Genomic DNA, 23,269 nt, shown 5'->3' on the forward strand with positions numbered 1-23,269 from the left:
TCGGGCTGTTCGTGTATACGACTGGAAGTGAAGGCGGTTGACCGTGGCGGACCACCATGCTTGCATGCCGAACATGCAGCTGGCCGCCTCGTTGGCGGAGGGGTGGATCGTCTGAGCCGCCGAGCGGATCTTCGGCGAACGTGGCATCGACGGAGCCGGTCACCTGTCATTTTCGGACCAGTGAGCGGCCAGGCGTAGTTGTGTGCTCAAACATGGCGAGGTTGGTGGCGATCAGGTGTGAGACTGCGTAGGGTACCCGTTCACCATTCTCGCCGAGAAGATCTTTCTCCGAGTGCGGTTGAAGACAAACCCGACCGTCGCCCGCGAAACCCCTGCAACCACAGCAACATCCGCGGCGATGACCCGTCTTTCGTCGTCTCCTCTAGCGCAGCGGCTGTCCCCCTCGCGCTGGCTGCTTGCACGCTCTAGCGTACGATGTTAAGTTGGGCCCCCGGTACTAGTGCGTGCTAGTTCTCGGGATGTGGACCCCGACTGCCACGGTTGCTGCTGCGTTCCAGGCGCCGCGCATCCCCCTCGTAATGATCACTTGACGTATAGCCGGGAGAGCTCGGTTGATCCGTTTATCGTCCAACGATGGCTGGTTCTTTCGCCAGAGGGCTGACCCTTTCGCGGAGCTGTTAGGCAGGGCTGACGCCGTGTGGGATGAGGTCAGGCTCCCTCATGACGCGATGGTGGCTCGTGAACGTAACCGTTCCGACGCCGCGGCGGGCCAGCGCGGCTTCTACCCGGCTGGGGCGTACCAGTACAGGAAGTCGTTCTTCGTGCCGGAGGAGTACCGGAACCGGCGCGTCACCTTCGAGTTCGAGGGTGTCTACCGGAGCGCCAGGGTTTTTCTCAATGGTGGCCTCGCCGGACAGCATGCCTACGGCTACTCCCACTTCTACGTCCGCGCCGACCATTTCCTGAAGTACAACGAGGACAACGAGATCCTGGTGGAGGCACACAGCGCCGATGACACCCGCTGGTACTCGGGTGGTGGCCTGTACCGCAACACGAAGCTCATCGTCGGCGATCTCGTGCACATCGGCCTGGACGGGGTGAAGGTCACGACGCCGGCCATCGACGCGGACCTTGCCCTAGTCGCGGTGGCGACGCAGGTGCACAACGAGTCCTCGGTCACCCGGACCGTCGAGGTGACCACCGAGATCGTGGGCGCCGACGGTGTCGTCGTGGTCCGTGACGTCGCCCCGCTCACCCTGTTCACGGACGATCCGGTCACCGTACGCCAGCGGCTGCCGGTGCCGCGGCCGCAGCTGTGGGGAGTGGAGCACCCGCACCTCTACACCTGCCGGACCAGAGTGACGGCGGACGGAGAGCTCCTGGATGAGGAGGCCACCCGTTTCGGTGTCCGGTCGCTCACCGTCGATCCGCACTGGGGTCTGCGCATCAATGGTGGGGTGGTGAACCTCCGCGGCGCGTGCATCCACCACGACAACGGCGTGATCGGTGCCGCCACGATAGACCGGGCCGAACAGCGCCGGGTCGAGATCCTGAAACAGGCCGGTTTCAACGCCATCCGTAGTTCCCACAATCCGATCAGCAAGGCCCTCCTCGACGCCTGCGACCGGCTCGGCATGCTCGTAATCGACGAGTTGTTCGACGCATGGACCCGGTCGAAGGTCGCGCAGGACTACGCCCTCGACTTCCCCCTCTGGTGGAAGTCGGACGTGCAGGCGATGGTCGACAAGGACTTCAACCACCCCTGCGTGATCCTCTACTCGATCGGGAACGAGATCCCGGAGACAGGCACCGCTGCCGGCGCGGCGATCAGCCGCCAGCTCGCCGAGAGGATCCGAGCCATCGACGACACCCGTTTCGTCACGAACGGCGTCAACGGCCTTCTCGCCGGCGGCCCCGAGCTGCTCGCGTCGTTCTCCAGCGGTGCTCGGGAGAAAAGCAGCGAGGCGGGCGAGGCGGTGGACGTCAACGCGTTCATGAACAGGTTCCGCGAGTTTATGCCGATCCTCATGGCCTCCGAAATGGTCGGTTCGAAGACCGCGGAGTCGATGGCCTGCCTGGACGTCGCCGGCTACAACTACCTGGAGTCACGGTACGAGCTGGACCGAACACTGTTCCCGAACCGGGTGATCGTGGGGACCGAGACCTACCCGTCGGAGATCGACAGGAACTGGCGGCTCGTCCAGGACAACAGCCACGTCATCGGTGACTTCACCTGGACCGGCTGGGACTATCTCGGCGAACCAGGAATCGGGCGGATCGAGTACCAAGGCGACGAGGAAAACGCCAGCACCTCCCCATCCCACGGCAGTTATCCGTGGCTGACCGCGTGGTGCGGCGACATCGACATCACCGGCCACCGCCGACCGGCCTCCTACTACCGCGAGATCGTGTTCGGCCTACGCAGCGAGCCCTACATAGCCGTGCACCGCCCCGACCGCTACGGCCAGCCAGTTACGGTGGCGATGTGGTGGTCGTGGAGTGACGCGATCTCCAGCTGGTCCTGGGACGGCCACGAGACCAGACCGGTGCGGGTGGAGGTTTACTCGGCCGCCGACGAGGTCGAACTTTTGGTCAACGGCCGGCTGATCGGTACCGTCCCGGCGGGGGAGAAGAACCGGTTTAAGGCCGAGTTCGACACCGTTTACGAACCCGGCGAAATCGTCGCTGTCGCCTACACCGCTGGCCGCGAGACCGGACGCACCCTGCTGCGCTCGGCGACCGGCGAGGTCCGCCTCGCCGTCGCCGCCGACCGCACCGACATCGTCGCCGACGACACCGACCTTGCCTACATCGCCATCACCCTCGTCGACGAGGCCGGCAACCTCTACAACACCGCCGACCGCACGGTCGCCGTCGAGGTGGCGGGACCCGGCGTGCTGCAGGGCTTCGGTAGCGCGGACCCGAAAACGGAAGAGAACTTCTTCGATACCACCCGCGCCACCTTCGACGGCCGGGCACTCGCCGTCATCCGCCCCACCGCCCCCGGCACGATCACCGTGACCCTCACCGCGCAGGGATGCGAGCCCTCCACTATCCGCATCGAAGCCGAACTTACGGCACGCTCAGGCGAATGACGGCCCTCCGTGGCCCAAGATCAGCGAACGGAGTCCGGCGCCGCTCCAGCTGACTCATCAGTATGGAGTCGCAGATGACATCCGACAGCGCCCGAAGTCCCCCGAATGGGCGGATAATCCTCCCTGGTCCATGACGGTGAAGCAGAAGACGCCGCGGTTCGCCGGCCTGATGCCCGCCGGGCTGTCCGGCGTGGACGGCTTGGTCCAGAAACAGGCTGAGCGCCGCTTCGGTCAGGGAACCGACCACATCGCGGCACTCGGGATGCTCAGCTACAAGACGCCGATGAGTCTGGCAAGGAGCGTCAACGAGATCCAACCTTTCCTCTTCACCAACACCAGCCTGCACATTCCGGCGACTTTACGGTTGGAGGCACTGAACGGTGTGGTTTTGCCCGGCCTGACCTACCCCGCCGCCCTGAAAACCCTGCGCGCCAGGTTCGCCAGCGAGCGCACCCACATACCCGGCGCCGAGAACATCACCCCAGGGAGACGAGTTCGGCATCGGAGAGCCGGGTGGGCGGCCATCGCGCCAGTTCCTTCCAGTCCGGTCATCGGTCGTCACGTACCGTGCGGTCAAGAGGGTGTTTAGGTCTTGTGTCACAAATACCCTCCCTCCGTCTCCGGCCCACCCAGAGTTCGGACTTGCTCGTCGAGGGGACGAGAATAGATGCCTAGAAATCTAGCGCCATTCATGACTCCAGAAAGCCGCAGAAGGTGGCGAAGCGACATTCCGTGGTGGTCCGCGGTCGGACGTGTACTGCTGATCCCACTTCTGCTTCTGAGTGCCGGCGTCCTAGCCGCGTGCGGCGGATCGGGGGACGACGATAGCCCCGCACCGGCCGCGACTTCCAGCCGGCCGCGGCCGGCCGCGGGGCCAGCCGCCACGATCACCGGCCCGATCGCGGGCGGCAAGGGCACGCCCATCCTCGCGGCGGTGGCCGGCATGGCGGATCTCAAGCCAAAAAAGTATGTGGAGAGCGAGTACTTCGCCACCGGTACTGCGCAGTCTTACACAGCCCCCGACGCCGCGCCCGCCGACGGCCGAGTGAAGGCGACCCCGGGCGCGACCGCCGATTATCGGACCCGAATCATCGTGCGCCGGCCCGGTGATCCGACGGCCTTCAACGGAACTCTGATCATCGAATGGCTCAACGTCACTGGCGGGCAGGACGCCGATCCGGACTGGGCCTACTTGGCGCCGGAAATTATGCGGAGCGGATACGCTTGGGTTGGCGTTACCACCCAGAAAGTCGGCATCGACGGCGTCGAGAACGGCGGGATCCTCCCGGATAATGGTTTCAAGCTGTCCGGGCTGCGGGAAGCTGACCCGGAACGGTACGGGTCGTTGAGGCATCCAGGAGACGCCTATTCTTACGACATCTTCACCCAGGTCGGCCAGGCACTGCGTAATCCGGCTAGCGACGGCGAGAAGCCGCTGGGCACGCTCGTCCCGAAGCAGTTCATCGCCGTCGGCGAGTCACAGTCTGCGGCCACTCTGTCCACCTACATCGACACGGTCCAGCCGCTGACGCACCAGTTCGATGGCTTTCTCGTGCACAGCCGTGGGGCCGGGCTCGCACCGCTGAACGACAGCGTCAAGGCCGGCGACATCAACAGCGCCAAGCCGGTGCCGCTGCGCAGCGACACCGATGTGCCGATCCTGGTCTTCGAGACGGAGACCGACCTGATCCAGCTCGGGTACGCCAAGGTAACCCAGCCCGACTCCGCGCTCATCCGGGTCTGGGAGGTCGCCGGCACATCCCACGCCGATACCACCATCATCGGCAACTACGCCGAATTCTTGGGCTGCGACCCGAACATCAATGACGGCCCGCAGCTATACGTGATCCGGGCTGCGCTGGCAACGCTCAGCACGTGGGTGCACACCGGCAAGGCCCCACCGTCCGCGCCCCGACTGCAAGTCTCCTCCAACCAGGCGGACCTCGCCCGTGATGAACACGGCATCGCCCTAGGGGGCATCCGCACACCCGTCGTCGACGTTCCCGTCTCGACTCTCAGCGGTGTGCCGGGGAAGAAGGGCGGCCTGCAGTGCGCGGCCCTAGGCAGCACGACCGCCCTCGACCCAGCGACTGTCCGCTCCCTGTATCTCGACCGCAATGCCTACTTGGCCGCTTTCGCCGCCTCGACCGACAGCGCCATCAAGGAGGGCTACCTCCTGCCCGCCGACCGCAAGGACATGATCGCCCGGGCGGAGACCTACCAGTTCCCGCCAGCCTGATCAGTCGGTGCGCACCCGTCAGGGGGCAGGGAGCGGACGCCGTGGCGGCGTTGGCCCGCGGCCGGCCCTGTCCTCGCCAGTACCCTGATGTTACTTTCATGCGCATTACAGCTCGCTTCAGAAGGATCCTAATGAGTTTCCGTAAGCAGATGATCGAGCACGCGAGGCTGAGGAACGCTTGGTGGATGTCGACGCGGCGTTCCCAGCGGGTGCGCAGCCGGCGGAACTGGTGGAGCGGCGATGGTTCGCTCTACTGGCCAGCAATGGCGGCTCAGGCTGGTGTCGTGGGGTTTCCCGCGGCAGGCGATGATCGGAGTGATCCCGTAGGCGGCGAGTTGGCGGCGGTACTTCACGTGGTCGTAGGCGCGGTCCGTGAGCAGGTCGCGGGGGTGGCGGCGTGGCCGTCCTCGCCGGCCGTGGATCGGGGGGATCGCCTCGACCAGCGGAATGAGCTGGTCAACATCGTGGCGGTTTCCGCCGGTCACGAGCGTGGCGAGCAGAGCCCCGGTCGCGTCGGTGATCAGGTGGTGTTTCGAGCCGGGGTGGGCTCGGTTGACTGGGCTCGGACCCGTCTCGGAGCCCTCTGAGCGCGGGGATGCGCGAGGAATCGACCAGCGCTGGTGCAGGTCGAGCAGCCCTGCCGCGTTGCACTCGGCGAGCAGCTGCTCGTGGGAGCCGCCGCCAACACGTCACCCCTCACACTCCGAACAGCGTGGTCGGCAACGAGGTTCCGATTTGCCTTGTGATCAGATGGCAAGGGCGAGCTCGGTGAACGCGGCTGAAAGCCGCAGGTGTGGGTCGTTGTCGGTGGCGAGTTCGTAGTGGCCCCGGCGGACGTTTTGGACCTGGTCGCGCCTCCCCTGATTGTCTGGGTCGAGCAGTCGTTTCAGCAGTATCGGTCGGAGCTGAGCTTTCAGCCGGCTGTGGTCCGAATCGATCCAGTTGTTCTCCCGCCCGGCGTCGACGTGACATGCCTCGGGCAGCAGCTCGTCGAGAACTCGCGGATAGATGGGCGTCTTGTCAGTGTTGACCTCCACTGACTGGGAGCCGTGGGACGGCGCGGCGCTGAAGAACCTACGCGCCGCAGCCTGGTTGAAGCTGCCCGTTTCGTTCCCAGGTAGCGCTGCTTTGCACGGATATGCAGCTTGATGGTATCGGTAGAGTAACTGGTCAGGTCTTGTGGATCGTTTGTTTTTGGTTCCTCGGCTGGCTGGGTGTTGTCGGTGACACGGCGAGCCGGGCTGTTGGCGGGCTGTGGTTGACCAGGTCGTAAGGTTCGGGGTGTGTCCGATGATCCGTCTGCGCGGCGGCCGGCGCCGTCGTATGACGAGCTCGCGGCGCTGGTGGTGAGTCTGCAGGCGCAGCTGGTCGAGACCAGCGCGGCGTTGGAGCAGGCTCTGGTGCGGATCGCGGAGTTGGAAGCACAGGTCGGGAAGAACTCGCGGAACTCGGCGAAGCCACCGAGCTCGGATGGGTTGGCGAAACCGCCCCCGAAGTCGTTACGGAAGAAGACCGGCCGGCGCCCTGGTGGGCAGGGCGGGCATCCCGGGTCGACGTTGCGGATGGTCGAGAGAAGCCTGATGCGCGCCGCCGGCACGAGCCGGGGCGGTGTGGGGGGGCGGGACGTCGCTGGTGGGCCGGCCGGTGGTGCGGACCGAGCGGCGGCAGGTGTTCGACCTGCCCGAGATGCGTCCGCATGTGGTCGAACACGAGTTGGTCGAGCGGGAGTGCGGCTGCGGGAGGCGGACGCGGGCTGCCGCGCCGGCGGGGGTGGATGCCCCGGTCCAGTACGGGCCGCGGGTCACCGCGGCGGCGGTCTACCTGTACGCGGGCCAGTTCCTGTCCAAGGACCGGACCGCGACCGCGCTGGCCGAGCTCGTCGGGATCCCGCTGTCCGCCGGCACGGTCGCGGTGATGACGCGCCGGGCTGCCGCCGGCCTGGACGGTTTCCTCACCACTGTCCGCGGTCTGCTCGCGGGCAGCGAGGTCCTCGGGGCCGACGAGACCGGGCTGCGGGTCGCCGGGAAGCTGCACTGGGTCCACTGCGCCCGCACCGACAAGTACACCCTGATCGACTGCCATCCGAACCGCGGGAGGGCCGGGATCGACACGCTGGGAGTGCTTCCCGGCTTCGGTGGGGTCGTCGTCCATAACGCCCGGGCGCCCTATGACAGCTACACCGACGCGACCCACCAGCTGTGTGTCGCTCACGTGCTACGCGAACTACAGGCCGTCGTCGAAGGCGCCCAGGCCGGGCAGTGGTGCTGGGCCGCCCAGGCCACCGACGCGCTCGTCGCCCTCCACACGCAGACCACCGAAGCAGCCGCCGCAGGCGCGGCCGGCCCAGATCTGGCCGAGCTGGCCGCTCAGACCCGGCTGCTGCGCCACGCCGCCCATATCGGGATCAGCCAGACCGCCGACCGGGACACGAAACTCATGGCGGCCCGCCACGCGCTGGCCTGCCGCCTCGTCGACCGCGAAGCCGACTACCTACGCTTCACCCGGGACCTGCGGATACCGGCGGACAGCAACGGCTGCGAGCGCGACATCCGCATGATCAAACTACGGCAGAAAGTATCCGGGTGCCTACGCACCCTGACCGGCGCCCGCCAGTTCCGCGCGATCCGAAGCTACCTGTCCACCGTCACCAAACACGACCTCGGTTCTGTTCCACGCCCTCGTCCAGCTGGCCGAAGGCCGCCCCTGGACGCCCGCAACAGCCTGACCCCAAACCAAAGATCAAAAAAGTACCTGACCAGTTACATCGCCTCGACCCGAGAGCGTGAGACCGCTACTGCACCCACCCGATCGGCGGGACGGGTTACCGACTACCAGCTAAGGTCAACGTCCACTTAATAATTGGTTCAGCTAAGCGGAATAAGGCCGCGGGCTGTTGGTGAGTAAATGTTCGCGGTGCTCCTCTGGTTGCAGTGAGTCGGTGATTTAACTCGGTAGTATGGAGAAGTCGCTCGCTGCGACGCTAACCTGATCAACCTCGCTGGCCCACTGCCGTCGAGGCAGCAAATGGTTGGACGGCTATCGGCCTAGTTCACGTCGTCAGATGGAGCTGGAGGGCTGGCCGTCGCCAGCGTACAGACCAGCCATTCACATCTCGCTCGGCTGATGAGACTGGCTGGCTTACAGGGAGTCCACGGCCTGTCCAGGCCTGACCCGTCGTGACCGAGCCACCTACCTGCCCGCGGACACCTTGTTGGATGTGATTTCAGCGCTCTCACTCCGGACCGCGGGTGTCGCCTACGTGACCAGGCAAGGCTGGGCTCCACCTTGCCGGAGACCTCGACATGTTCCCCGCCCAGATCGATCGCCAGCTGGCCGCGTCCGCGGAACAGAAAGCGCCTTCGTCGCAGGCACTTTCACCATGGCGCTTCGCCATAGCCGCCTCGAGGCCGGCATCATTCATCACTCCGGTCAAGGTTGCCGATATATCCCTCGAGGGTTCGCCAGGATCTTGCGACCTGCACCAGATACGGCGGTCCGTCGGATCCGCCGGAAATTCCTACGGTCGGTAGGAAGTTACCTGCCCACCAGTCAGACCCCCTGACTGCTAAACAGAATCAGATATCCAGCAATCCAAAAATATTCTCAGGCCGGAGGGTCTATTTGGAGTCCGATTTCCCTACCGGTATGGGTCCTCTAGAATTTAGCCCATTCAATAGGAGATCACCAATTTCCGTAATAGCGTCACCGGCGCTCAGGCCCGTGGTTCGCAGCAGCATGCCCGATTGGACTCCGTCGATCGCCAGCGTTAACAGCTGGGCGGCAAGAGTGCCGTCAGTCGGACGGAAAACACCTTGCCGTACACCTTCCTCGATCATGTCCCGCACGCGACGCGCAGCGGTGTCGGAGTTCCTCCGGTAGATTTCCGCAGTGGAGCGAAAACCGACCATATCGGCATAGAAAGCCGGGGACTGGCGGCGCATGGCCACACCCACTCCGTTAAGGTAGGTGGCAATGCGGAGCCGCGCGTCACTCTCCGAATCGACCGCTGCCTCAATCTCTTCGGTCGCCCGGCCGAAGAAACGTTTGGCCACCATGATGACGAGCTGCTCCTTGGTGTCGGCCAAGGCGTAGAGAGTGGTCTTGGAGCAGTTTGCGTGTTCGGCTAGGTCGTCCATCGTCAGACCGGTGAAGCCTTCGGCCAGTAGGATGTCCTCGAGCTGGGCGAGGAGCTCCTCGCGTCGGGAGTCGTTGACCCGGCGTCGACGAACACTCATTCGTTTCGGCTCTTTGTCGAGGTCTCCGGCCCGCCGCATGCCTCGAGTCTGACACAACACGCGTTGCCGTTCACTTCGACCTTCATCGCGACACAAAGTTGGGTACGTACGCATAGGCTATGCGTACCCATCTCTTGGTGGCACGCCGGCAGTTGTGTGATTCCCGCCACACTTGGTGTGCACCTTGTGCTGGACTAGGATCCTCTGCCGCGGGCGGATCAGTCCCTGGCCCTCCGGCTCTCAGCAGTACCGAACCGGAATGGCGACCCGAGCGAAAAGACCGCTCGCTGCGGATGTGATTCTTCCCCGCCGTCGGCACGCGGTGGAACGGCCCGAGCTCCTCCCGCCCCAAGACCGCGGCCGCGGCAGCCCACCGCGGCCCTCACCGATCGGGCGCTGACTCTGGGCACCGTCCGCGGGAACGAACTGATCCACCGGATCCTCGCGGGCGGCTGCGAGATGTGCGGAGTAACGGACAGCGTGGAAGTCCACCGCGTCCGGCACCTCGCGAACCTTGACAACTAGGACGACACGTGAAATTAGCCTGGGCTCGCCTTATGGCGTGCAGCGGCGCAAGACCCTTGTCGTCTGTCGTCCCTGCCGTGAAGCAACCCACGCCAGTCGGCTCACCACGCAGTCCCACGGCACAACCACTGGAGCGTTATGTGCGCTGAAAGGCGCACGTATCGTTCGGTGGGGCCGTCGGAAAATGATCCGTCCTACGCGGGCACCTCGCCGGGGCCTACCCAACTCTGTGGGAGTCCGGGAGTGAGATCCCTTCGGGCTACCCGACCTGAGGCCGGATACTCCCCGGATGAGGCATGACGTGTTCTTGCTACGGGCTGACGGGTTGTGGGGTGGGCAGGTCGACGTCGGGCATGCGTGGGTCAGAATCGGTGGGAATGATGTCGGTGGTGGTCATCAGCCAGCGCAGCAGTGCCTGGCTTAAGCGGCGCTCCACTTCGGAATGTTCTGAGCGTCCGGCGATATTGTGTCGTTCGTCGGGATCGGTAACCCGGTGGTAGAGCTCCGGGGGATCGTACAGCCGCCACACATAGGTCCACTCCCGGTCACGTATCGCGGTGGCCTTGCCGACTAGGTCGGGTTGATGGTGTTGCAATGCGGTCTTCAGGTCGTAGGGGAAGGGCGAGTCCTCCAGCTGCGACTCCTCCTCGACGGTGAAGCCCCCCTCGGTGAATGCGTACTCGCGGTGCTCGGAGCCGGGGTCATGCAAGACGGTTAGCAGGCTGCGCCCGAAGTGCCGGTGTGGTGCGGGTACGCCGGCCAGTTCGAGCACAGTAGGCAGGACGTCGACGAGTTCCACCATGCCGTCGTAGACCTGGCCCTCAGGGAGCCCTCCACCGGCGATGACGAGAGGGTCGCGGGTGATGCAGGGGTGCATTGCCGAGGGCCACTTCTCGATCAGCCCGAAGTCTCCGAGGTACTCGCCGTGGTCAGCGAAGAACATCGTGACTGTGTTTCCGGCCTGCCCGGTCCGCTCAACAGCAGACAAGACCCGCCCGAGATGGTCGTCCATGCGAGATACCATGGCGTAATAAGTGGCGATGACTTCGCGCCATATTTCCGGGGCTACCCGTTCCAGTCTGTGAAGGTTGCGGAGCGCCGGAACGTACCGGGGTTCGATTTCGCCTGGCGGAATCGGGTCGGGCATCGTGTCGCGGTCGTACATCGAGAACCATGGCTCGGGCGCGCGAAATGGGCAGTGTGGAGCGATGATAGGAACGAACAGCGTCCACGGCGCGTCCGGGATTGCGGCTAACCTCTGCTCGGCAGTACGGATCGTGGCTTCGTCCTGGTCGAGGTTGCCTGCTGTCCGGCCGAAGTAGAACAGGCGTGCCCACAGGTCCCCGCCGGGCCAGGTTGCCAACTCGGGCCGGTAGGCGCTGGCCGGGGGCGGCTCGGTGTAGCCGTACTCGTGCACGCTGGTCTCGGTTACCCCCGGGGCGAACGTATCACCGCGGCGCCCGGCCCAGGTGACGTGGTAGCCGGCGTCCTTCAGGATGCGCAGCAGGTTTGGCTCGTGCGGCCGCAGCAGATGGTTCTGGCTGCGATGACCTGAGGTATGGGGGTACCAGCCGGTGAGGAACGACGCGCGGCTGGGCACGCACACCGGATGCTGCACGTAGGCGTTGGTGAACCGGGTACCCCGGGCCGCCAGAGCGTCGAGATTCGGAGTGCGGATGTGCGGGTTACCGAACGCGCCGAGCGCGTCCGCACGGAGCTGGTCGGGAATGAAGATCACAAAATTCGGACGGATATCCACCGTGAATACACTCCTCATGCGTGTACAGGGTCGAAGCTGGTAGGTAAAGAGCGTGCCGAGTATAGTTACACGTGTTACTCGCGTAGGGGAAGCCCCACATCGCCAGACGGGCGGATCCGGCTCCCGATGATCTTAAAGAGGATGGCATGACCGTCGTGTCGCGCTGGCACTTGCGGTCTGTTCTATACCTACTGAGAGGTCGAGGAGATCTTCGATGAACGAAGCATCGTCGTCGCTTACGTCACGATCTACCAGTGGGTGCAGAGGCTCGCTCCCCTACTGCTGGCCGGCACCGTCCGGGCCACCTGTGCTTCGTCGATGTGAGGTGCTACTGATGATAATCGGGACCGAGCTCGTCGATAGTGCCCGGTGCCCGCTACTGATGATTAATGTGCGAGGTTATTTTGATCGGAGATTTTCCCAGGCCAGTCCGGTTTCGGCAAGGAACCCGACGAGAAGCTCGGGCCGGTACTGCATACATTTCAGTCCATGCTTGAACGCCTGAAATACCTCGTCGATACCACGGGCAGCCAGATGCACCAGGGTTGTGCGTTTCAGATACGACCAGGCACCCTCCGTGGGATTCAGATCGGGCGCATAGGCCGGCAGCCACACAACACTGATCCAGCCGGTGTGCGCGGCCAGAAACGCGGCCATCTGCGCCTGGAGGTGGATGTTCAACCGGTCCCACACCACCACCAGCCGACCCCCGGGAAGCTGCACGTGCGCGGCCAGCAGAAGATCCCGACAGTCCGCCCAGCACAGCCCCTTGCGCTCACCCGAACGGCCGTGACTGACCCGGACCCGGTAGACCAGCCGGGCCCGCTGCCCGGGTTTGTAGCAGACCATCCCGACCACACTCACCCGCCCGGCCCCACCCCGCCCCGGCACCCGCACCACCGGGGTCACCCCGCGGCGCGCCCACGTCCGTCCACGTGGCGGCCTCAGGCCCTGCCCTGTCTCGTCGAGGAAACAGACCCAGGCACCCCGGGCCGCCGCGGTGGTTTTACCGCCGGCCATCCCCGGTCCTTCCACTCCTCGACCACAGTGTCATCACGTTCGACCGCGCGCCGCACCGGCAGCTGGCACGACCAGCCGTTGCGGTCCAGCAGCATCCACACCCCCGGCACGGTGTAGGTGATCCCGAACTCCCGCCTGATCACCTGCGCGACCCGGGCCAGGGTCCACCGCTGATCGGTCCAGCCATACACCCCCGGCCCCCGACGCAAGATCGCCTCCAACCGGGCCAGATCCCGATCATCCAACCGGCACGAGGACACCGGACCGGTCGACCGCAACGCCGCCGCACCCCCCGATTCCCATGCCCGATACCAGCAGCCCGCTGTTTTCGGGGTCACCTTGAATTCCCGCGCCACCTCCGTCCGTGTCGCTCCCGCAGCGAACCTGTCCGCCGCGGCCAACCGAACCCGCTCCCGTTCCACCTGCCCGGCGGGCGTCAACCCGCCACCCGTCGCATACCTCATGCCGATAGATGTACCCACACACCACAAGCCATCACCAGCAGCATTAACCCCGTGCATTAACCATCAGTATTCGCTGGTTGTCGACGACTACCGCACACGCGACACTCCGCACCAGACGAACATGATCGGCAGTTGCGGTATCGACGTGCTACACCCAACCATGCACGAGGTCGTTAGCGCCGGTCCCGCCTGGTCACGCAGAGCTTCGGACGCATGTGCCTCCGGACCTCGGCCATATGGCCGAGGTCCGGAGGCACATGCTGCCCTCAGGTACACGTTTTCGGCGTCTCAGGGTCTCGTTTAGCTTCCCGTACCGTCGGCGCAGAGGCGTTCCTGGGTGACCTGGAAGGTGCGGCCCGTTGGGTCGACCTGGACGAATGCGCTGCAGTCAAGCGGCTTGTTGATGTTGGTGGCGAGGTCGACCGGTTCGATCAGACCACCGGCGTCGTAGCCGGTCACCGTGCGCAGTCCGCGGATGAAGCTCTCCCGGGTGGGGCAGGCGCCGGCCTTCTGGAGCCCCCGGATGAACAGGTCCGCGTAGATGTAGCCGTACATCGCGAACTGCTGCTCGGGCATGACCAGTTCCGGAGCGAACTGTGTGATCGCGTTTCGATAGTGGTCGATGGCCGGTCCGCCGGCCTCGAAGGGGCGGAAGTACACCGGGAACGAGACGCCAGCCAGGTCCGTCCCCAGCGTGCTCAGCACACCGCGGTCGTACCCGGCGAGCGAGACGGTGGCGGCGAAACTGGCGTTTATGGTGCGAGCCGCATGCATGATGCTGGCGATGTCGTTCGGGGTGGTGAGGCCCACCAGGACGTTGGCTCCGGAGTCGGCCAGCTGTTGGGCCACCCGAACCGGGCTGTCGCCGCTTGAGTAGGATGCCGTTCCGACCACGGTCAGCCCCATCGCCCGCATGGCCGACGCATACCGTTCTGTGTAGCGAACAGCGGAGGCCGACGAGCCGGTGGTGACAAAAGCAACCTTCGTTCCGCCGTTGAGCTGGAGATATCGGCCGATGATCTGCGGTGACGTCTCATAGGAGTACGAGAACATGTTCGGGTGGATCTTCCAGGTGGCGTCGGCCAGCCCCACGACCGGGATGCCCGCCGATCCCAGGCTCTCGACCGAACCGCTGGCCGACGTGGTGACAGCGACGACTCCGAACACCGATTCCTGGTTGACGAGCTCGTCGACCACCTTGGCGTTCTGCGATGGGGAGGCCGCGTCGTCGCGCCATTCGTAGACGAGGCGACGGCCATTGACTCCACCTTCCTGGTTCGCCAGGCCGATCCTAGCGTCGACCCCGGCACGAGCCGAGGACAGTGCCTGGTTTCCGGCTCCCGAGTCGGAGAAGACCAGGCCGAACTTCACCTGGTCAGAGGTGACGCCAGGGCTCTCACAGGCGGCAGCTGCCTCGCTTTTGGAGTCGGATGTCGAACAACTGGCCGTGGTAGCCGCAAGAATCGCGGCTGTCGCGGCCACCAGTCTTGTCCGTCGACGTAAATGCATGCAGTTCCCCTACGAAGTCACGAACGAGGCGCGGCATCTGATCGGTCACAGCCCGACTTGCTTCAGCGGGGCCACCCCGCAACCGGACGCGCGGTTCGTATAGATCAACTAACTAATGTTGGATGCATACTAGCGTCCTACGGGGTCGGGTCAACACAAGCCCCGAACTATGCATCTATCCCAGCAAGGCACTGCACCGGTCGGGGTCAGTAACACCGAGCCCGATGGGTCGCTTGTCCGAATTCGGAAGTTTGCGAACCGTCAACGGGGTGGGAAGGTGTCCGGGGTGGATGACGTGATGTACAGGCGGATAAAACTCTCCGCGAGTTTGGCCATGTCGACCGCCGGGTTGAGTAGCCACTGCATCCGGAGACCGTCGATCACAGCGAGCAGAAGGCGCGCAACGTCCTCGAGTGGCACGTCGCCGCGGATCCGTCCGGCCTCCACTGGTCCAGCCAGGCGAGACACGATGTAGGACGATAGCTCTTCGTAGCGTCGTGCGTAGAACTCGTGCGCCGGATGTGACGGGTCCGTGGCGGCGGCGGAGGATTCAACAAAGAGACGCATCAATCCAGGTTGGTCCATATTGTTGCGTATCGCCTCTGTCAGTGCGTTGCGTGGGTCCGCTTCCCTGGCGATCTTTTGACCGAAAAGATCGCGCTGTCGCACCACGGCTAGGAGAAGCTCGTCTCGTGACTTAAAGTAGTGTAGCAATGCGGTATGGGTTACGCCTACCCGGTCTGCGATCTCCTGCAGGGAGGAACCGCGGACTCCCTTCTGGATGAACACCTCGGCAGCGACCTGGAGGATCTGCTCCCGCCGTTCGACACCCTTGCGATACGGGCCGCGCGGCTTGCCCTGGCTGGTCACCCTCTCGACCCTACCCTCGGCCCCTATCGGCCATGTCCTCCTCGGCCGGCCGGGCCCTTGGTCGTCCCAATCTCCTCTCTCGCCCACCGCCGCGCTCAGGTGGCCGCCGGACAACTGCCTGTAGGCGACCCGGACGCTCCACGTGCCCTAGCCCAGCAGTGTCCCTTCAGTTGATCTGAGGTCGTTCGTCGTGTGAGATGGCTCGGTGGACGGTGTGGGCGAGACGAAGATTCTTAGGGTCGCTGCCGGGCGGGCCGACGATCTGAAATCCGATGAGGAGGCCGTCCACGAAGCCGCAGCCGACCGAGGCAGTGGGAAGCCGAGCCGGTTGAAAAGCTCAGTGTAGATACCAAACCCATCGATTCCGAGAACACCATCGGGTATGGATATGAGTCAGATGTCCTTTTCTTTCAGGGGTCGAGGCTCGGCGCGACCCCGGAGATGATGGGGCGTAGGAGCAGGTCGTATTCGCCGATTAGCTGCCGGAACTTCATTCAGGCGCGCTGGCGCAGATCCGAGACGGCATCCCACGCGTCCGGGGGGGGGGCTTTTCGGCGGCCTCCGGGCCGAGGGTCGGCATGTCGCTGAACACCGAGCGGTGCGTAGCGAGCGCGCTGAGGTAGTCCTCCCGGCGCTCGCCGGTCTCCTCGACCTCCGCGCCGATTCCGGACAGGGAGAACGCAGCGGCGCGGATGTTGGCGATCACGCGCGGGCTGTTCTCCTCGACACAGTACGGCCTGGCGAAGCCGAAGTCGTCGGTCCAGGCCGGCCGCAGCCCGTCGGCGCCCAGGTCAATCTCGCCGCGTGGGTCGGTCAGCTCGAAGCCGATGCCGAGGTGGTCACGGCCGTCAGGCCCGGCGATCACCGAGAGCACCGTCACCGCGTCGCGCGCGTCCTGGGCGATCGTGGATCCGGGCCCGACTGTCCAGGGCAATTGTCCATCCAGGGCACCAGCCCGGCCGTCGGGTGCATCCCGACTAGGCCCGTGTGCGCGGAGGCACGCGGGTAGACCCGGCACCGTAAGACCCGCTGGTGACTGGCGGAATCCCGACCGCCACCGTGCCTCCAAGCCCGACATGCCGGCCGCCCGGACCGGGTCCCATGGGTTACGCGCCAGCTCGTCCCACAGGGACTCACCCCGGTCGCTCGTCGACAGCATGGTGTCGTGACCCACGATGACCGCACCCGCGGACCGCTGCCGTTTAACGGTCAGGTCGTCGCGCCGGGGGAAGCTATGCAAGAACGGGAACCCGGCACGCTTGAGCCCTTCGACGATGTGGCGCTTCACCGCCACCGGCACGCCATGCACCGGCGCGAGATGCTCGAGGGCAGCGTGGTCGCTTCGGCCACCTTCGCATGCGCCAGCACTCGCTTGGGAACCACGTTCGCCAGCGGCCGCGACGTGGGGTCCAGCGTTTCGATACGGCCGAGCACATGCTCGGCCGTATCGAAACGGCGACACATGTCTCGCCGCGACCAGCTCGCGCGGGCGCCAGGTAGGCGCCCAGGTCAGCTCCTCGGACATGTTCTTCTTCCCAGTGCTTCCGGCCCTCGCAGCGGACCGTTGTTCAGATCGGCCATTGCGATCCGGTGACCAGCACGTACGAGGTGCTGGCAGATGGCCGGGCCCAGCCCCGACGCGCTACCGGTCCGACGGCCACTTGCGCCGTCCCTTCTTGTGGAGTCTGCGTCAGCGCGCGACGTAGCCACCGTCGACCGGCATCGCCACGCCGGTGACGAAGGACGACTCGTCGCTGGCGAGGAACAGGGCGGCGGCGGCGAGCTCGCTGGGCTTGGCGAAGCGGGCCATCGGGTTCGGCACCTTGAGGTCCTCCGGCGGCGCGGGCGCCTGCGCGGCGGCCAGGCCCGTCCACGTCATGCCGGGGCAGACTGCGTTCACCCGGATACCGGACTTCGCGTAGTCGAGGGCCGCAGACTTCGTCAACAGGACGACGCCGCCCTTGGCTGCGGAGTACCCGGCCTTGTGCTTCCATCCAACCATCCCGGCGTTCGAGGCGGTGTTGATTATCGAGCCGCCGCCGTTGGCCAGCATCACCGGAACGGCGTACTTGATACCGAAGAAGACGCCCTTGATGTTCACCGCGAGAAGCCGGTCGAGCGTCTCCTCGTCGAGCTCGTGGATCGGGCCAAACGAGCCGGAGATACCGGCGTTGTTGTAGAGCACGTCGAGCTTGCCGAACTCGCGCACCGCGGTGTCGACCATGTTCTCGACCTGCGCGCCCACAGCGACGTCCACCTGCACCGCCACCGCGTTCGGGCCGATCTCGGCGGCAGTGTCCTTCTCCGAACCGTTCATGTCGGCGCAGACGACCTTGGCGCCCTCCTGGGCGAACAGCAGCGCCGCCGCCTTGCCGATACCGGACCCAGCGCCTGTGACGATAGTGACCTTGTCCTCAAGTCGCCCCACAGTAACCTCCCACGACGTCGATTTCCTTACCCTTGTGCGCCAGGCGGGTCCGGCCGGCCTGCTGCTGTCCCAGGTGTTGCGGCCGCCGTCGTCATGCGAGGGGCTCGGTGAAGTTGATGTGTTCGGCCTCGCGGCGCATCTCGTTGGTGTCCTCGGGCAGGAGCCAGCCCTCGGCGAGGAGCTCGTCCAGCCGGGTGTTGAAGCGCTTGAGGTAGGTGGCGGTGTCTCCGTAGAGCGCTTGAAGCTTGGCTGTGTCGAACGGTTCGTCGTTGCCGACGGTGACGTGAATGCGCGGGGTGCCGTCCGCCTGGAGGGGACTGGGTCGGTAGGTGGAGTGCGGGACGTCCATCTGGACACAGCGCACGCCTCCTCGGCTGTTGCCGTGCTCGTCGGTGGCGATGAAGCCGTTCGGGTCGAGCTCGAGGCGCTCGGCCCGGGGCGGCACGGTGCCGTGGGCCACCCATCCGACGAGGTGGTGCAGGCCCATGTTGAACAGCTCGTTGTGGGGGAGGCTGTTCATGTGAGCGCCGAGGGCGTCGTAGCTCTCGGTGGCGTGGGTCGTCCTCCACAGTGACGGGTCGTTGTAGGGCGGGTATCGGGTGCCCATGTGGGGGACGCCGGCGAGTTCGTACAGCCGGTAGCGGTCGCCGGGTGCGTCGCTGTCGTCCCGTCGGTACCGGCGGTTCTCATAGCCGGTAAGGAAGGAGAAGTCTGGGCGCGAGACGTCGCCGTCGCTCATGACCTGGACGATCGGGACGTCGACGTCGTGGAAGGGGCCGAGGGGGCAGCCGGAAGGGAAGAACCCGTCGAAGACCGGGGAGCCGTCGGCGAGGCGCAGGGTGTGGTGGGCGTCGCGGATGTAGTAGGTGGCCACGCTGCCGGTCTGCGAGTGCCCCGCGAGGATGACGGAGCCGACGTCGTGGCCCTCGAACGGCCCGGTCCCCGCCGTCGCGTTCGCGCGCAGGGCGGCGCCGACTTGGGCGAGGATCACGCTGGAGGCCCGGTTTCGGCGCTCGAGCTCAGACCAGAAGACCAGGTTGGCCTCGGGGTCGTCCAGACGCAGGGTGAGGTCGAAGTCCGCGGAGTCCGGGCCCTCGATGCCGAGGGAGGCATAGCGCTGGGGGTTGGATGGCTTCACGTGCATGTCGAGCGTGGTCTTCTGGCAGGTGACCTCGACCCAGGCGTGTCCCGACCGCAGGATGTACGCGCCGCTGTAGATCCAGATCGGCGCGATCCCATGAACGTGCAGCGGCTCGACGACCACGGTTCCGCTGAAGCGGGCCGCATCCTTGGGACGGCGCACGCACACCGTCGTGGCGTAGGGCCGGCCGTCCTCCTCGCCGGTGGCGACCCACTCCTCCTGGGCATAGTCGTAGTCGACCAGCGACGGTTGGTCGCTGCCGTAGGGCGCGAACATCGGTCCGCTGCCGTCCGGTAACCGTCGCAACGTCGTGGGACTGACAACGCCCATGACACCCCCTCCGATCCAAGTGCAGAACGCTAGTCGATCTTGTGCATTGACCACGGGTACCCCGGCCGTGCTTGCGGAACTCGTCCAGGGCCTGCCGTCAACGTGGCGACCGCGAGGCGAAAACTAACACAACTGAGTTTTCGTGGGTAGGGATCGACTGGACGGTGTAGGCGGCGACTCCACCACGCCCGCCCCGTCCGAGATTCCTGGCCGCGCTGGCGGTGCTGCCTGCCCTGGCGCACGGCAGTGCGCTCACCGGCGAGCGCTACACGGCTGCGACGCACCGAACCTCGACGGTTGGGCCCTAGGGCGATACGACCTGCCCCGACCCGGTCGAGGTCGGCGCGGTCCACGCCCGCCGGACACGGGCGGAGGTCCCCGAGCAGGTGCGGCACCGGGAGAAGTGGCGCCTGGCGTTAGACTGTCTCGACGAGTTCGCCGGCTGGGGGTGCCGGCCCGGCCGGTGGTCACTGATGCCGGCTACGGCGATGCCGCCGAGTTCCGCCAGGGTCTGACTGACCGTGGCCTGGTCCATGCGCTCGCGGTGACCCCGACGGCCACCGCGCACCCGGTGGAGGCGGTACCTGTCGCGGCGGTGTACTCCGGGACCGGCCGGCCGCCCGTGCCCGCCTACCCGGACCCGCCGTCGAGCCTGAAAGCCCTGGTCCTGGCCGCTGGCGGTGGCGGGCTGCGCCGGGTGACGGGTAGGGGACCTGGCGGAGCGGCAGCCACAAGACCCCGGCGAACCCGCAGGGAAAGAAGCGTTCACGGTTCCTCGCCGAATGGCCCGCCGGGCAGGCTGAACCCACCGACTACTGGCTGTCCACCCTGCCCGCAGACATCCCCCTACGCCAGCTCGTCCGTCTCGCGAAGATGCGCTGGCGGATCGAGCACGACTACCGCGAGCTCAAAGACGACCTCGGCCTGGACCACTTCGAGGGCCGGTCCTGGATCGGCTGGCACCGCCACGTCACCCTCGCCTGCCTGGCCCAGGCCCTGCGTACCCAGCTATGACGCACCCCAAAAGACCCTGCGCCGGCCTGACCCTACGGAGTCCTTCGTACCCTCCAGACCCTGCTCAACGTCTGAACCGGCGCCTGCCGCACCTGCCACCATTCCTACAACCCATTACCAGAACGAGGGTTCCAATTACCTTCGGTCACCTAGTAAGCCCTGGTAGACACTCCACGGAGCTAGCTGTCAAGCGGCGATCTTCTGTTGGTCGTGGTTAGGCCAGGCGATGGCCTCGTCGTAGTGGAGATGGCGGCGTAGGCAGCGTGCAGGATGCCGACGAGGCGGTTGGCCAGGGCACGGAGTGCTTGGTGGGGGTGGCGCCGGTGGCGCGGTAAGCGTCGTAGTAGGCCCGCGCGCCCGGTGAGGCGGTCGGCGCGGTGAACGCCTGCAGGTAGAGGGCGTCACGCAGCCGCTTGTTGCCCGCGACGCGGGCGAGCACGACCCGGCAAGTACCGGACGCGCGTGTGATCGGGGAAGTCGCGGCGTAGTTCTTCCGCGCCTTGGCAGTGGTAACGGTGGGGGTCGTCTCCGAACTCGGCGAGCACCCGGGACCGGTCCCAGCCCGGGCTGGGACCGCAGGATCTCGGCGTCCGGGTGCCGGTCAAAACACGAACCCAGCTCGCTTTCGACCCGCTCGATCTGGTCGGTCAGCGCGGCCAGGACGACGACCAGCGCGGTCACAGTGTGTCCGAAAGCGTCGGCCACGAGCGGCACGGCCTGCAGCTGCTCAGACCGCAACGCCTCGCGGATCTCCCCGGCGCGGCGGTCGAGATTGCGTTGCCGGCCACCGCGACGCAACGGCGAAGCGATCTTCGCGGTGGACAGGGCCCCCGCGGAGAAAACCATGGTCTCGGTCTCCGGTGGGCGGGGCTCGCAAAACCTAGTGCCAGTAAATTTTTACTGCTAGTGTTCCAGATGACAAGCGGTGATCTGTGGAAGGTCCACGGGCATGCGTCCCCATGCCCGCCACTGCCGTCGTCGAGAGGGACTGCCAGTGAGCAAGCAGGAGAGCGCTCGCGACCCATCGGTGGGGGAGCGCGACGATCGCCGAGTGGCGATTCCTCACCGTCCTCGACGGTGGTCGAGGCTTCGCCTGCTCGGTGGCCTCGTCCTCGTGCTGTGCATCGGCGCGCTGGCCGCGTGCGGGGGCTCCGGCGGTTCTGGGGGGCAGCCGGCCGCGGCGCCGACGGCGGGCCTGTCCCGGCGGGAACCGGCCCCTGGCCCGGCGGCGACCATCACGGGTCCGGTCACGGGTGGTAAGGGTGCGCCCACACTCGTAGAAGTGGCGGGGACCGTCGATCTTCGGCCGCACGGGTACGTCGAGAGTGAGTACTTCGCCTCCGGGACCGCGCAGTCCTACACCGCCGCCGACGCCAGGCCCGCGAACGGCCGGATTTCGGCGGAGCCGGGCACGACCGCCGACTACCGGACCCGCCTGATCGTGCGCCGGCCCAGCGACCCGGCGGCCTTCAACGGCACGGTCCTCGTCGAGTGGCTCAACGTGACCAGCGGCCAGGACGCCGACCCCGGCTGGGTGTACCTCTCGCCGGAGATCATGCGCCGTGGCTATGCCTACGTCGCGGTTACGGCCCAGCAGGTCGGTGTCGACGGAGCCGGTGAGGGCGGGATCTCGGCAATTCTCGGGTTGACACAGCCGGGACTACGGGAGGCGGATCCGGGCCGGTACGCATCGTTGAGTCATCCTGGCGACCCCTACTCGTACGACATATTCACGCAGGTCGGCCGGGCACTTCGCAGCCCGGCCGGCGAGGGCGCTTCAACCAGCGGAGGCGGACCGACCGGACCGGGCGGAGCCCCTGCGGCGAGTGGGCCCGGCACCGATCCCGCCGCGAACCCGCTGGGCGATCTCGTGCTGGAGCGCCTGATCGCCGTCGGTGAATCGCAGTCCGCGGCCACGATGTCCACATATGCCAACGCGGTCCAGCCGCTGACGCGCCAATTCGACGGATTCCTCATACATAGTCGCGGCAGCGGGATCGCGCCGCTGGCCGGCAGCGTCCAGGCCGGGGACATGGCCGGCGACCCCGTCCCGATCCGGAACGATCTGGATGTGCCAGTGCTGGTGTTCGAGACCGAGACCGACCTGTCGGTGCTCGAGTACAGCAAGGTTACCCAGCCCGACACCACGTTCGTGCGGGTCTGGGAGGTGGCGGGCACGTCCCACGCCGATCGTGCCATCATCGGCGACTACGCCCCGCTGCTCGGTTGCGATCCGAACATCAACGACGGCCCGCAACCGTACGTCCTGCGCGCCGGGCTGGCGACGCTCGTCCACTGGGTGCGTACCGGGCAGGCTCCCCCGTCCGCGCCCCGGTTGCAGGTCGCCGCGAATGAGCGGGACCTGGCCCGTGACTCCCACGGCATCGCCCTGGGCGGCGTCCGCACCCCCGTCGTCGACGTTCCCGTCGCGGCCGTCAGCGGCGTCCCCGGAACGAAGGGGAGTCTTCAGTGCTCGTTTCTCGGCAGCTCGACGCCCTTCGGTGTGGCGACCATCAGATCCCTCTATCCCGACCGGAGCGCGTACCTCGATGCCTTCACCGCCGCGACAGACCGCGCCATCGAGGCGGGCCACGTCCTCCCCGCCGACCGTACGGACCTGATAGCCCGGGCGGAGATCTACCAGTTCCCCGCGCTCTGACCCCAGCACCCAGCGGGCCC

14 protein-coding genes and 4 pseudogenes are annotated in these 23,269 nt (G+C 66.1%); 6 read left to right on the plus strand and 12 right to left on the minus strand.

The features are described from left to right. The first annotated feature begins 572 nt into the window (after positions 1 to 572). From FRANEAN1_RS15340 to FRANEAN1_RS15350, 3 genes are all read left to right on the plus strand, one after another. Positions 573 to 3,056 (plus strand): glycoside hydrolase family 2 TIM barrel-domain containing protein, encoded by a 2,484-nt coding sequence (locus tag FRANEAN1_RS15340; protein WP_041254214.1) that lies wholly within the window; start codon positions 573 to 575, stop codon positions 3,054 to 3,056. Between the two features lie 130 nt (positions 3,057 to 3,186). Further along, positions 3,187 to 3,645 (plus strand): hypothetical protein, encoded by a 459-nt coding sequence (locus tag FRANEAN1_RS15345; protein WP_020460711.1) that lies wholly within the window; start codon positions 3,187 to 3,189, stop codon positions 3,643 to 3,645. A 102-nt stretch (positions 3,646 to 3,747) separates the two neighbouring features. Next, entirely contained in the window at positions 3,748 to 5,295 is a 1,548-nt protein-coding gene (locus FRANEAN1_RS15350) for an alpha/beta hydrolase domain-containing protein (RefSeq protein WP_347177233.1), read from the plus strand. Positions 5,296 to 5,428: 133 nt separating this feature from the next. On the opposite strand, the pseudogene FRANEAN1_RS38865 reads toward FRANEAN1_RS15350, so the two are convergent. Together FRANEAN1_RS38865 and FRANEAN1_RS43450 are read right to left on the minus strand one after the other, a co-directional pair. Then, positions 5,429 to 6,018, minus strand: a pseudogene (locus tag FRANEAN1_RS38865) (IS5 family transposase); the annotation flags it as partial. Between the two features lie 23 nt (positions 6,019 to 6,041). Next, positions 6,042 to 6,389 (minus strand): annotated as a pseudogene (locus FRANEAN1_RS43450) (DDE-type integrase/transposase/recombinase); the annotation flags it as partial. A 252-nt stretch (positions 6,390 to 6,641) separates the two neighbouring features. On the opposite strand from FRANEAN1_RS43450, the pseudogene FRANEAN1_RS15365 reads away from it, so the two are divergent. Further along, positions 6,642 to 8,020, plus strand: a pseudogene (locus tag FRANEAN1_RS15365) (IS66 family transposase). A gap of 892 nt (positions 8,021 to 8,912) precedes the next feature. Here the strand turns inward: FRANEAN1_RS15365 and FRANEAN1_RS15370 are convergent. The 9 genes from FRANEAN1_RS15370 to FRANEAN1_RS15410 all read right to left on the minus strand — a co-directional run bounded on the left by FRANEAN1_RS15370 (position 8,913) and on the right by FRANEAN1_RS15410 (position 19,576). After that, entirely contained in the window at positions 8,913 to 9,569 is a 657-nt protein-coding gene (locus FRANEAN1_RS15370) for a TetR/AcrR family transcriptional regulator (RefSeq protein ID WP_157472656.1), read from the minus strand. Positions 9,570 to 10,365: 796 nt separating this feature from the next. After that, positions 10,366 to 11,814: a sulfatase-like hydrolase/transferase gene (locus FRANEAN1_RS15375; protein ID WP_020460717.1), complete on the minus strand. Its 1,449-nt coding sequence runs from the start codon at positions 11,812 to 11,814 to the stop codon at positions 10,366 to 10,368. A gap of 399 nt (positions 11,815 to 12,213) precedes the next feature. Beyond that, on the minus strand, positions 12,214 to 12,834 hold the full coding sequence (locus FRANEAN1_RS15380) for a transposase (RefSeq protein ID WP_020460718.1): 621 nt from the start codon (positions 12,832 to 12,834) through the stop codon (positions 12,214 to 12,216). Further along, positions 12,759 to 13,355 (minus strand): winged helix-turn-helix domain-containing protein, encoded by a 597-nt coding sequence (locus FRANEAN1_RS15385; RefSeq protein ID WP_347176705.1) that lies wholly within the window; start codon positions 13,353 to 13,355, stop codon positions 12,759 to 12,761. Before FRANEAN1_RS15385 ends, FRANEAN1_RS15380 begins: the two co-directional genes overlap by 76 nt. A gap of 243 nt (positions 13,356 to 13,598) precedes the next feature. Then, positions 13,599 to 14,807 carry an ABC transporter substrate-binding protein gene (locus FRANEAN1_RS15390; RefSeq protein WP_020460719.1) on the minus strand — a complete coding sequence of 403 codons (1,209 nt, stop codon included), beginning with the start codon at positions 14,805 to 14,807 and terminating at the stop codon, positions 13,599 to 13,601. 261 nt (positions 14,808 to 15,068) lie between these two features. Beyond that, positions 15,069 to 15,677 carry a TetR/AcrR family transcriptional regulator gene (locus tag FRANEAN1_RS15395; RefSeq protein ID WP_020460720.1) on the minus strand — a complete coding sequence of 203 codons (609 nt, stop codon included), beginning with the start codon at positions 15,675 to 15,677 and terminating at the stop codon, positions 15,069 to 15,071. A 490-nt stretch (positions 15,678 to 16,167) separates the two neighbouring features. Beyond that, positions 16,168 to 16,611: a hypothetical protein gene (locus tag FRANEAN1_RS43455; RefSeq protein WP_049795678.1), complete on the minus strand. Its 444-nt coding sequence runs from the start codon at positions 16,609 to 16,611 to the stop codon at positions 16,168 to 16,170. 756 nt (positions 16,612 to 17,367) lie between these two features. Beyond that, positions 17,368 to 18,105, minus strand: coding sequence for an SDR family oxidoreductase (locus tag FRANEAN1_RS15405; RefSeq protein ID WP_020460723.1), 738 nt, complete (start codon positions 18,103 to 18,105; stop codon positions 17,368 to 17,370). 91 nt (positions 18,106 to 18,196) lie between these two features. Further along, a complete protein-coding gene (locus FRANEAN1_RS15410) occupies positions 18,197 to 19,576 on the minus strand; it encodes an alpha/beta hydrolase domain-containing protein (protein ID WP_020460724.1) in 1,380 nt (459 codons plus the stop codon). Positions 19,577 to 20,350: 774 nt separating this feature from the next. On the opposite strand from FRANEAN1_RS15410, the pseudogene FRANEAN1_RS43460 reads away from it, so the two are divergent. Next, a pseudogene (locus FRANEAN1_RS43460) lies at positions 20,351 to 20,557 on the plus strand (transposase); the annotation flags it as partial. A 247-nt stretch (positions 20,558 to 20,804) separates the two neighbouring features. Here FRANEAN1_RS43460 and FRANEAN1_RS43465 read toward each other — a convergent pair. Next, the gene (locus FRANEAN1_RS43465; RefSeq protein ID WP_347177234.1) at positions 20,805 to 21,059 is read right to left on the minus strand and encodes a hypothetical protein; all 255 of its coding nucleotides are present in this window, start codon (positions 21,057 to 21,059) and stop codon (positions 20,805 to 20,807) included. 582 nt (positions 21,060 to 21,641) lie between these two features. Here FRANEAN1_RS43465 and FRANEAN1_RS15420 point away from each other — a divergent pair. Continuing rightward, entirely contained in the window at positions 21,642 to 23,249 is a 1,608-nt protein-coding gene (locus FRANEAN1_RS15420) for an alpha/beta hydrolase domain-containing protein (RefSeq protein WP_157472658.1), read from the plus strand. Positions 23,250 to 23,269: the final 20 nt, after the last annotated feature.

The sequence above is a fragment of the Parafrankia sp. EAN1pec genome, from assembly GCF_000018005.1.
GTDB lineage: Bacteria > Actinomycetota > Actinomycetes > Frankiales > Frankiaceae > Parafrankia > Parafrankia soli.